Raw genomic sequence first — 7,700 nt, forward strand, 5'->3', positions numbered from 1 at the left:
ATGTCCCACTCCCGCGCCATCATGAGCGCCCGCCCCCGGCTGAAGATGGGCGACAGCGACGATCAATTGCGCAGCGAGGTCTCCTATCTCTGGGAAATCGCGCTCGGCATCGAGGAAGGCAATCTTTCGGCCGCCGAAAAGCGGCTGCGCCAGGCGCAACAGGCGCTGCAGGACGCCATCAAGAATGGCGCCAGCGACGCTGAAATCGAAAAGGCGATGAAGGAACTGCGCGAGGCGATGAACCAGTTCCTGCAGGAATTCGCGGAGCGCGCCAAGCAAAATCCCAACGCCCCGCAGATGCAGCAGAATGGCCAGGAACTGCGCCAGAGCGACATCGATCGCATGATGGACCAGATCGAGAACCTGGCGAAGTCCGGTGATCGCGACAAGGCCCAGCAATTGCTGTCGCAACTGCAGGACATGATGAACAATCTGCAGGCCGGCCGTCAGCAGCAAGGCGGCCAGCAGGACAGCGAGATGCGCCAGCAGATGGACAAGTTGGGCGAGATCCTGCGCCGTCAGCAGGAGATGATGAACGACACCTTCCGCATGGATCAGATGCAGCGCGGCGAGCGCCAGCGCGGGCAGAACCGTGACGAGCAGCTCGGCGAAGGCGGCCAGGACGAGGACAGACCCGGCGTCGGCGAAGACCGCGATCCGCTCGCCCGGCAAAAGCCGATGACGCCCCAGGAATTCGCCGATGCGCTGAAACAGCTGCAGCAGGGCCAGGGCCAGTTGCAGAGCGACCTCGAACAGCTGAAGAAGGGCCTCGAAGGCATGGGTATGGAGCCCAATGAAGGATTTGGCGAGGCCGGCAAGTCCATGGGCAATGCCGAACAGGCACTCGGCGAGGGCGAAGGCGATGCGGCCGTCGGCCATCAGGGCCGGGCGCTGGAAGCGCTGCGCAAGGGCGCCAAGGACATGATGAAGCAGATGCAGGCCATGCAGGGCGACCAGGGTGGCGGCGAGGAAGGCGGCCGCCAGCAGAACGCCGATCGCGATCCGCTCGGCCGGCCGCGCGCCAGCCAGGGTCCCGATTTCGGCGATTCGGTGAAGGTGCCCGACGAGATCGACGTCCAGCGCGCCCGCCAGATTCTGGAAGCGATCCGCAAGCGGCTCGGCAATGCGCTCAGCCCTGACATCGAACGCAGCTATCTGGAACGGCTGCTCGAGCTGAAATAGAGCAATTCCAGGAAATGTGTGAAGCGGTTTTCCGTCCGGAATTGCGAAAAAACAAGGGGATTGCCGCCCCCGTCCATCCCACCTGAAAACCCTCTCGCACGGTTGCACCACCATGCCCAGACTTGGCGCCGTCACACCCATCCTGCGCATCTTCGACATTGCCAAGGCGCGTGAATTCTATGTCGGCTTCCTCGACTTCAAGGTGCAGTGGGAACATCGCTTCGCCGACGACGCGCCGCTCTACATGGCGATCGGCCGCGACGGCTGCGTCCTGCATCTCAGCGAACATCATGGCGACGGTGCACCCGGCATCGCCCTGCGCATCGAGGTCGAGGACATCACGGCTCTTCATGGCGAGCTGACCGGCAAAAACTACCGCTTCGCCAGGCCAGGCGTGGAAGAGACGCCTTGGAAGACCCGCGAGGTATCGGTCGCCGATCCGTTCGGCAACAGGCTGCATTTCTACGAGGATGCCGCCGGCTGACTGAGCCTGTTGACGAAGGCTTCGCGGATCGCATCCTGCATGCCGTCGATCGCCTCGCCTGACGCGTTCGGGTTGCGGTGCATCACCACGTTCGAGGAATCGATGGCGCCGAATCCGTCCGCCGTGGTCAGTTCACGACAGCCGTCCGGAATGTTGCTGCGCGAGATCGGCGCGATCGCCAGTCCGGAGGTGACGGCGAGCTTGAGGCCGCCGGTGGTGTCGCTGGTATAGGCGACACGATAGGCAAGATCGCGCTGCTCCAACGATTTGATGGCGAAGTCCTTGCACCAGCCGGCCCGGTTGTAGAGCGCGATCGGCACCGGCTGTTCCTCATGCATGTGATGCAGGGACGATGTCACCCACACGGTCGGGTCGTGCATCAGCACTTCGCCGCCGGCGGGATCCTGCCATTCGAACACCACGCACAGATCGAGCTCGCCGGCAGCGAGCGCCGCCATCTGTGCCCCGGAATGGGCATAGCGCACGGTGACCTCGACCTGCGTATGACGCTTCGAGAAAGCGCCGAGCGCGCGCGATAGGATGGCGTGGCCATATTCCTCCGGAATGCCGATGCGCACCGGCCCGCCAAGCGGCGCTGCCGCCATCGATGCCGACGTCTCGTCGAGCAGCGAGACGATGCGGCGGGCGTTGACGATGAGTTCGCCGCCGCGCCGCGTCAACGCGACGCCGCGCGAACCGCGCTCGAACAGGCTGGCGCCGATCAGATCTTCGAGCTTCTTCATCTGCATCGACACCGCGGATTGGGTGCGGCCGGCCTGCTCCGCCGCCTTGGTGAAATTGCCGGTCTCGGCAATCGCCACGAAGGTGCGCAGGAGGTCGCTGTCGAGGGTCGGCCGCATGAAATCCGCCATAAGAGAATTTGATTGCTGGCATCATTCCAATTCGTTTGCAACATGTCAAACGGCGGATGATAGTCGCCTCACCCATTGGATATGCGGCTGCGAAATCAGCCGCGGACCAATCAAGAGTCCTCACTCGTGCCCGCTGCCCGAAACGGTGGCGGGTTCTTTTTACCCCGCAGGCGGCAGCTTCGGATCGTACGCGCAGGAGCCTGGATGCAGATGCAAAATCGGATGGTGGGCGGCATCCTGAGCCTGTGCCTCGGCGTGCTGGTCTTTTCGCTGCAGGATCCGCTCGTCAAAGCCGTGTCGAGCGGTTATCCAGTGACCGAGGTGATGGCGATCCGCTCGATCGTCGCTCTGCCGATCCTCATCGTTCTGGTCCATGCTGATGTTGGCTTGCGGGCGATCCTGTCGAAGCGATTCGGCATGCTGACGGTGCGCGCCTTCATCCAGTTCACCTCCTATACGATGTACTACCTGGCCATCGCCGCCTTGCCGCTTGCCGATGCGGTGGCGCTTTATTTCATGGCGCCGCTGTTCATCATGGTGCTCGCCGGGCCCTACCTTGGCGAGCGCGTCTCCTGGCAGACACTGGCAACCGTGCTGATCGGCTTGTTCGGCGTCCTCGTGATGCTGCGCCCCGGCGCAGGGCTGTTCGACTGGGCAGCGCTGCTGTCGCTGGGCTCGGCGGCGCTCTATGGTTTTTCGCAGCTGATGGCCCGCAAGATCGGCGACACCGAATCGTCCACCGTGATGGCCTTCTATCAGAACGGCGCCTATCTGGTTGGCGCCGCCGTGGTTGCCGGCGCGTTTCACCTTGCCGGCATAACCCACGCCGTCCACCCCAGCTTGGAATTCCTGGTACGGCCATGGCTTTGGCCGACGCTGCCGGATTTTCTAAAGATGGCCGCCTGCGGCTTCGTCGCCTCCGCCGGCATGATCCTGCTGTCGCAGGCTTACCGGATGGCGCCGGCCAACCGCGTTGCCACCTTCGAATATACCGGCATCCTGTGGTCGCCGCTGTGGGGTTTCCTGTTCTTCGCCGAGGTGCCGCGGTCGACGACCGTGATCGGTGCCGCCTTGATCATCGGCGCCGGCCTGCTGGCGCTCAGCACCGAACGGCGCAAGAGTACTCCACCTGTGCTCGCTGCCGCCGACCCAGCCTGATCAGGCGAAGCAGATCAGCGCCCGTTCGACGCGCGAGCGGATTTCAGCCAGCGTGAAAGGCTTCTGCACGACATCGAGGATGATGCCGTTCAATTCCTCGGCGCGCTCGCGCTGGTCGGCATAGCCGGTCATCAGCACGATCTTGATGGCGGGAAACAATGTCGCCGCCGCTATCGCCATCTCGATGCCGTCCATCTCCGGCATGCGGATATCGGAGACGACGAGATCATAGCCGCCACGCGCGGCCTGGATCAGCGCAAGCCCCTGCGCGCCATCCGCCGCGATATCGATTGTGTGCCCGGCGCGTTCAAGCGCGCGGGCGGCCAGGGTGCGGACGGACTCATCGTCCTCGACGATCAGAAGCTTTGCCATGGCCGGCATATTTGGCCGCCAAAAGTTGACTTTTCCTGAAAGCGCTGAGGATCAGCAAACCTTTTTGCTGCCGCTCAGGCATCCCCTTTGACGACACCGACAAAGGGCAACTCGCGAAAGGCATGGGCTACATCCATGCCGTAGCCGACGACGAAATAGTCGGGGCAGTCGAAGCCGACATAATCGGCATTGAGTTCGGTCTGGCGGCGCATGCGCTTGTCGAGCAGCACGGCGATCGAACAGCTCTTGGCGCCCCGCGACAGCATCAGCTCGCGGGTGAAGCTCAGCGTCTTGCCCGATTCGAGAATGTCGTCGATCAGCAGCACGTCGCGGCCAGCGACCTCATTGTCGATGTCGCGCAGCACCCTCACCTCGCCGCTGCTGGTGCCGGCGCCATAGCTGGAGATGAAGATGAATTCGACCTCCGGCGACAGGCCGACATCGTGCATGGCGCGGATGAGATCTGCGGCGAAGATGAACGACCCCTTCAGCACCGAGATCACCAGGAGGTCATGGTAGTCGTGTCCGGCAATCTCCTTGGCGAGTTCGAGATTGCGCCGCGCGATCGCCGATGCAGAAAACAGGACTTCGATGTCCTTGCCGCGTACAATTGGCATTTTTCGCCCCGCTGATTTCTTGCCTAAACGCGTTCACGCCCAGCACGTGTTGAGATTCAGGTCAGGCTGAGTCGAAAACGGTGGTTTCCGAGAACCGGAGCGGAGCGTACTGAAGTACGTGAGCACCGGAAGCGCAGGAAACCGCCGTTTGCGGCCAGTCTCACCTGAATATCAGCACACGCTATTCGGCGAAGGTGACCGATACAGTTCTTACACCGTTTCTAGGCACGTCGAGCCGGCTGGCAAAGCCGAATCTTTCGCCAGAGGCCAGCGAACGGCCGGATGTCCCCAACGTATAGCGGGTGATGTGCCCGTCATTGCCGGTCACCCGGATTTCAAGCGGCGGCAGCTGCGCCGGTTTGGCGCCGTCATTGGCGGCCTCGCCATCGACGAACAGCGCAGGGTTCGGTCCGGAAGCATCGACGCGTGACGTGACGCCCGAAATGCTGAGCGCCGACGCTTGCGCGCTGGACAGGAACGGCACCTGGCGCACCAGCGCGTGCCCGCCGGAAACCCAGAAGGCGGCCAAGGCAGCGCCGATGCCGGCGATCCAGAAGATCGGCCCGCCGCGCGAGGCTGGCGGCCGCTCCGGCGGGGCTTCGGGCTTGCGCAGCATGTCCATGCCCTCGATGGGTGGCATCACGATCGCACGCGGCAGCGGCGAAACGCTTTCCACGGCAGGTGCAGGGCGCGGCATCACCACGTAATCGGCATCGACGATGTCGGCGGCCGAACCGCGCATGAACCGGTCCGCCGCGGCAATTGCCGTCGGATCGGTCATGATTTCGCCGGAAACCGGGCGCGCGGTTCGATCGTCAGCCATCATGGCCCCAGCATTGCAGCACGTGTTCGCTTTTCGTTTCTTTTGCGTAAACACAAATGGTTAACGCTTCCCCACCGGAGCCCTCGTGACGAGTCGAAAGAGCCTAGGAATTAACCGCCGGTTAACCATGCCGGCCGATGGTCTTTACCCAGAACAGGCCGGCTCACTGCCGTGCCGAATTTCAGGTCGTCGAAATTGATTCGCTTCGAAAATGTCGGCCTCCGCTATGGCATGGGTCCGGAAATCCTCCGCGACATCTCCCTGCACATTCCGGAGCGCTCCTTCCAGTTCCTCAGCGGGCCTTCGGGCGCCGGCAAGACGACCTTGCTGCGCCTGCTGTTCATGTCGCTGAAGCCGACGCGCGGGCTGATCACCATCTTCGGCAAGGATCGCTCCCGCATTTCCCGCACCGAGCTGCCGCATCTCAGACGCCGGATCGGCGTGGTGTTCCAGGATTTTCGGCTGCTCGACCACATGACCACCTATGAGAACGTCGCGCTGCCGCTGCGCGTGCGCGGGCGCGAGGAGGCGAGCTACCGCACCGATGTCACCGAGCTGTTGAAGTGGGTCGGGCTGGGCGAACGCATGCATGTGCTGCCGCCGGTTCTGTCCGGTGGCGAGAAGCAGCGCGCCGCGATCGCGCGGGCGCTGATCGAGCAGCCGGAAATCCTGCTCGCCGACGAACCGACCGGCAATGTCGATCCGCCGCTGGCGCGACGCCTGCTGCGGCTGTTCATCGAACTCAACCGTCTCGGCACCGCCGTGGTGATCGCCACCCACGATCTCGGCTTGATGGAGCAGGTCGACGCGCGCCGCATGATCCTGGCCGGGGGAAGGCTGGACATCTATGACTGAACTGTCCGCCGAACATTTTGTGGAAAGGGAGCAGGACGCCGAGGCGACCGAAGCAAAGCCGCGCGCCCAGCGCAGGATGGCGCCGATCGTGCCGGCGCAGAACATCGCCGGCCGGGCGCTGGTGCTGGTCATCGCCATCATGACCTTCCTGTCCTGCCTGACTTTCGGCGCGGTGACGCTGGTGCGCGACACAGCGTCCGTCTGGGAGAACCAGATTTCACGTGAGGCAACGATCCAGATCAAGCCGGTCGACGGCCTCGACATGGAAGCAGCCCTTACCCAGGCCTCGCAGATCGCCGGCGAATTCCCCGGCGTCAAGGCGACCCGGATCATCGACCGCGAGGCGACCGCGCGGCTCCTTGAGCCCTGGCTGGGCTCGGGCCTCAACATCGACGAATTGCCGGTGCCGCGACTGATCATCGTCACCATCGACGAGAACAGCCCGCCCGATTTCGCCGCCATACGCGCCGCGATCACCCCGAAACTGCCGAGCGCATCGCTCGACGATCACCGCACCTGGGTCGACCGGCTGGTAGCGATGGCCCGCACCACGGTGACCATCGGCATTGCCGTGCTGGCGCTGATGCTGTCGGCGACGGTGCTGACGGTGGTGTTCGCGACGCGCGGCGCCATGGCCGGCAACGGTCACATCATCGAAGTCCTGCATTTCGTCGGCGCCGAGGCACGCTTTATCGCGCGCGAATTCCGCCGGCATTTCCTGGTCACCGGCATGAAGGGAGCGGCGGCCGGCGGTGCCGCCGCAGTGCTCGTGTTCATCGTCTTTTCCTGGTGGTCGTCGCGCAATATGGCGACGCCGCAGGCCGACCAGGCGACCGCCCTGTTCGGCAATTTCGCCATCGGTTCGGCAGGCTATCTCGGTGTCGTCTTGATGGTGCTGGTGATCGGCGGACTGACGGCGGCAACCTCGCACGCCACCGTCGTTGCCTATCTCAGCGACATCGATGTCCGCCAACCGGATGCAGGCTAATTCATGTCGCCCAAAAGTGGGAACCGGTTTTGGGACAACGACATGGATAAAACAGGGTGATCACGAATAGAGAATTCGCGTAACGCAAAGTGCGTCTTTTACCTACCCAAGGCCGCATTTCAGGATTAACCATATGGCGATGGACGCGCGGGATTCGACCGGTACGGCTGGGCAGATGCCAGTGGTGGTTGCACGTTCGCATGACCGCCGCGCTGTGAGCCGTCTAAGAGCCACGCTGCGCCTGTCCGCCCTCTCCGTCCTCATCCTTGCAACTTTGTTTGCCGGCGGTTTCGGTTGGTTCGCCAACAAAGTCAGTCACCTTACGACGCCCGCCCATCCGGCCCGGGCA

Annotated in this window: 9 protein-coding genes and 1 pseudogene; 6 read left to right on the plus strand and 4 right to left on the minus strand. The window is 63.4% G+C overall.

The genetic code is table 11. From position 1 onward, the window contains the following. Together EOA22_RS18625 and EOA22_RS18630 are read left to right on the plus strand one after the other, a co-directional pair. Nucleotides 1-1,182 (plus strand): TIGR02302 family protein (locus tag EOA22_RS18625; RefSeq protein WP_127390133.1); only part of this gene is annotated, 1,182 nt, incomplete at its 5' end. Nucleotides 1,183-1,294: 112 nt separating this feature from the next. Continuing rightward, nucleotides 1,295-1,666 (plus strand): glyoxalase superfamily protein, encoded by a 372-nt coding sequence (locus EOA22_RS18630; RefSeq protein WP_063169090.1) that lies wholly within the window; start codon nucleotides 1,295-1,297, stop codon nucleotides 1,664-1,666. Here the strand turns inward: EOA22_RS18630 and EOA22_RS18635 are convergent. Next, nucleotides 1,645-2,526 carry a LysR family transcriptional regulator gene (locus tag EOA22_RS18635; RefSeq protein ID WP_024503767.1) on the minus strand — a complete coding sequence of 294 codons (882 nt, stop codon included), beginning with the start codon at nucleotides 2,524-2,526 and terminating at the stop codon, nucleotides 1,645-1,647. The genes EOA22_RS18630 and EOA22_RS18635 overlap by 22 nt on opposite strands. A 222-nt stretch (nucleotides 2,527-2,748) precedes the next feature. Here EOA22_RS18635 and EOA22_RS18640 point away from each other — a divergent pair, with 222 nt between their 5' ends. Further along, the gene (locus EOA22_RS18640; RefSeq protein ID WP_024503766.1) at nucleotides 2,749-3,696 is read left to right on the plus strand and encodes a DMT family transporter; all 948 of its coding nucleotides are present in this window, start codon (nucleotides 2,749-2,751) and stop codon (nucleotides 3,694-3,696) included. On the opposite strand, the gene EOA22_RS18645 is transcribed toward EOA22_RS18640, so the two are convergent. The 3 genes from EOA22_RS18645 to EOA22_RS18655 all read right to left on the minus strand — a co-directional run bounded on the left by EOA22_RS18645 (nucleotide 3,697) and on the right by EOA22_RS18655 (nucleotide 5,511). Beyond that, the gene (locus EOA22_RS18645; RefSeq protein WP_063170346.1) at nucleotides 3,697-4,068 is read right to left on the minus strand and encodes a response regulator; all 372 of its coding nucleotides are present in this window, start codon (nucleotides 4,066-4,068) and stop codon (nucleotides 3,697-3,699) included. A gap of 74 nt (nucleotides 4,069-4,142) precedes the next feature. Continuing rightward, the gene (gene hpt, locus EOA22_RS18650; RefSeq protein ID WP_013529401.1) at nucleotides 4,143-4,685 is read right to left on the minus strand and encodes a hypoxanthine phosphoribosyltransferase; all 543 of its coding nucleotides are present in this window, start codon (nucleotides 4,683-4,685) and stop codon (nucleotides 4,143-4,145) included. 181 nt (nucleotides 4,686-4,866) lie between these two features. Continuing rightward, nucleotides 4,867-5,511 carry a hypothetical protein gene (locus EOA22_RS18655; protein WP_063169091.1) on the minus strand — a complete coding sequence of 215 codons (645 nt, stop codon included), beginning with the start codon at nucleotides 5,509-5,511 and terminating at the stop codon, nucleotides 4,867-4,869. Nucleotides 5,512-5,703: 192 nt separating this feature from the next. Between EOA22_RS18655 and ftsE the strand changes: the two genes are divergently transcribed. From ftsE to EOA22_RS18670, 3 genes and pseudogenes are all read left to right on the plus strand, one after another. Then, a complete protein-coding gene (ftsE, locus tag EOA22_RS18660) occupies nucleotides 5,704-6,363 on the plus strand; it encodes a cell division ATP-binding protein FtsE (RefSeq protein ID WP_010911739.1) in 660 nt (219 codons plus the stop codon). Beyond that, nucleotides 6,356-7,351 carry an ABC transporter permease gene (locus tag EOA22_RS18665; protein WP_013529399.1) on the plus strand — a complete coding sequence of 332 codons (996 nt, stop codon included), beginning with the start codon at nucleotides 6,356-6,358 and terminating at the stop codon, nucleotides 7,349-7,351. The genes ftsE and EOA22_RS18665 overlap by 8 nt, the downstream gene beginning before the upstream one ends. Nucleotides 7,352-7,484: 133 nt before the next feature. Continuing rightward, nucleotides 7,485-7,700 (plus strand): annotated as a pseudogene (locus tag EOA22_RS18670) (YdcF family protein); the annotation flags it as partial.

Origin of the sequence: Mesorhizobium sp. M7A.F.Ca.US.014.04.1.1 (assembly GCF_003998745.1) — a bacterium.
Lineage (GTDB): Bacteria > Pseudomonadota > Alphaproteobacteria > Rhizobiales > Rhizobiaceae > Mesorhizobium > Mesorhizobium ciceri.

What these genes read in the sequence shown, in the direction of transcription:
- EOA22_RS18630 (WP_063169090.1), top strand. Translation starts at nt 1,295, where the DNA reads ATGCCCAGACTTGGCGCCGTCACACCCATCCTGCGCATCTTCGACATT.
- EOA22_RS18635 (WP_024503767.1), bottom strand. Translation starts at nt 2,526, where the DNA reads ATGCGGCCGACCCTCGACAGCGACCTCCTGCGCACCTTCGTGGCGATT.
- EOA22_RS18640 (WP_024503766.1), top strand. Translation starts at nt 2,749, where the DNA reads ATGCAAAATCGGATGGTGGGCGGCATCCTGAGCCTGTGCCTCGGCGTG.
- EOA22_RS18645 (WP_063170346.1), bottom strand. Translation starts at nt 4,068, where the DNA reads ATGGCAAAGCTTCTGATCGTCGAGGACGATGAGTCCGTCCGCACCCTG.
- hpt (WP_013529401.1), bottom strand. Translation starts at nt 4,685, where the DNA reads ATGCCAATTGTACGCGGCAAGGACATCGAAGTCCTGTTTTCTGCATCG.
- EOA22_RS18655 (WP_063169091.1), bottom strand. Translation starts at nt 5,511, where the DNA reads ATGATGGCTGACGATCGAACCGCGCGCCCGGTTTCCGGCGAAATCATG.
- EOA22_RS18665 (WP_013529399.1), top strand. Translation starts at nt 6,356, where the DNA reads ATGACTGAACTGTCCGCCGAACATTTTGTGGAAAGGGAGCAGGACGCC.